Origin of the sequence: Shigella sp. FC1967 (assembly GCF_001743005.1) — a bacterium.
In the GTDB taxonomy this organism is placed as follows: Bacteria; Pseudomonadota; Gammaproteobacteria; order Enterobacterales; family Enterobacteriaceae; genus Proteus.
The window spans coordinates 1-413 of sequence record NZ_MIIZ01001296.1 but is presented as its reverse complement, the minus strand read 5'-3'; the positions used below and the strand labels follow the sequence as shown (position 1 = coordinate 413).

Annotated in this window: 1 protein-coding gene; it reads right to left on the bottom strand. The window is 28.6% G+C overall.

The window, feature by feature from the left end; all coding sequences use genetic code 11:
- Window positions 1-85: 85 nt before the first annotated feature.
- Window positions 86-325: a hypothetical protein gene (locus tag BHE89_RS21385; protein ID WP_128860766.1), complete on the bottom strand. Its 240-nt coding sequence runs from the start codon at window positions 323-325 to the stop codon at window positions 86-88.
- Window positions 326-413: the final 88 nt, after the last annotated feature.

Below are 413 nucleotides of genomic sequence, written 5' to 3'. Positions count from 1 at the left end.
GGAAATTCCATTTATTACGTCTTATTAGGATATAGATGAAAATTACGATGATATTCTTTTTTTGTGTTTTATAAATATAAGAAGTTTATATCGTAATATGAAGACGACCTAATGGCATTAATTTAATATGTTTTTGATAGGCAAACCAAATAATTAGGCAGTAGGGAAGATAAATAAAAAAACTGACTAATGAGATGATATAAGGCGATTGAAACAATGTAGTAGGTGAAGGCGTTAGCAATAGGCTAAAAGAGGAAAAGAAGTAACCTATAAAAGCCAGTACGCAGATGACGGAGTGGTAAACTCGATCTTTAGGAAATTCCATTTATTACGTCTTATTAGGATATAGATGAAAATTACGATGATATTCTTTTTTTGTGTTTTATAAATATAAGAAGTTTATATCGTAATAT

What these genes read in the sequence shown, in the direction of transcription:
- BHE89_RS21385 (WP_128860766.1), bottom strand. Translation starts at nt 325, where the DNA reads ATGGAATTTCCTAAAGATCGAGTTTACCACTCCGTCATCTGCGTACTG.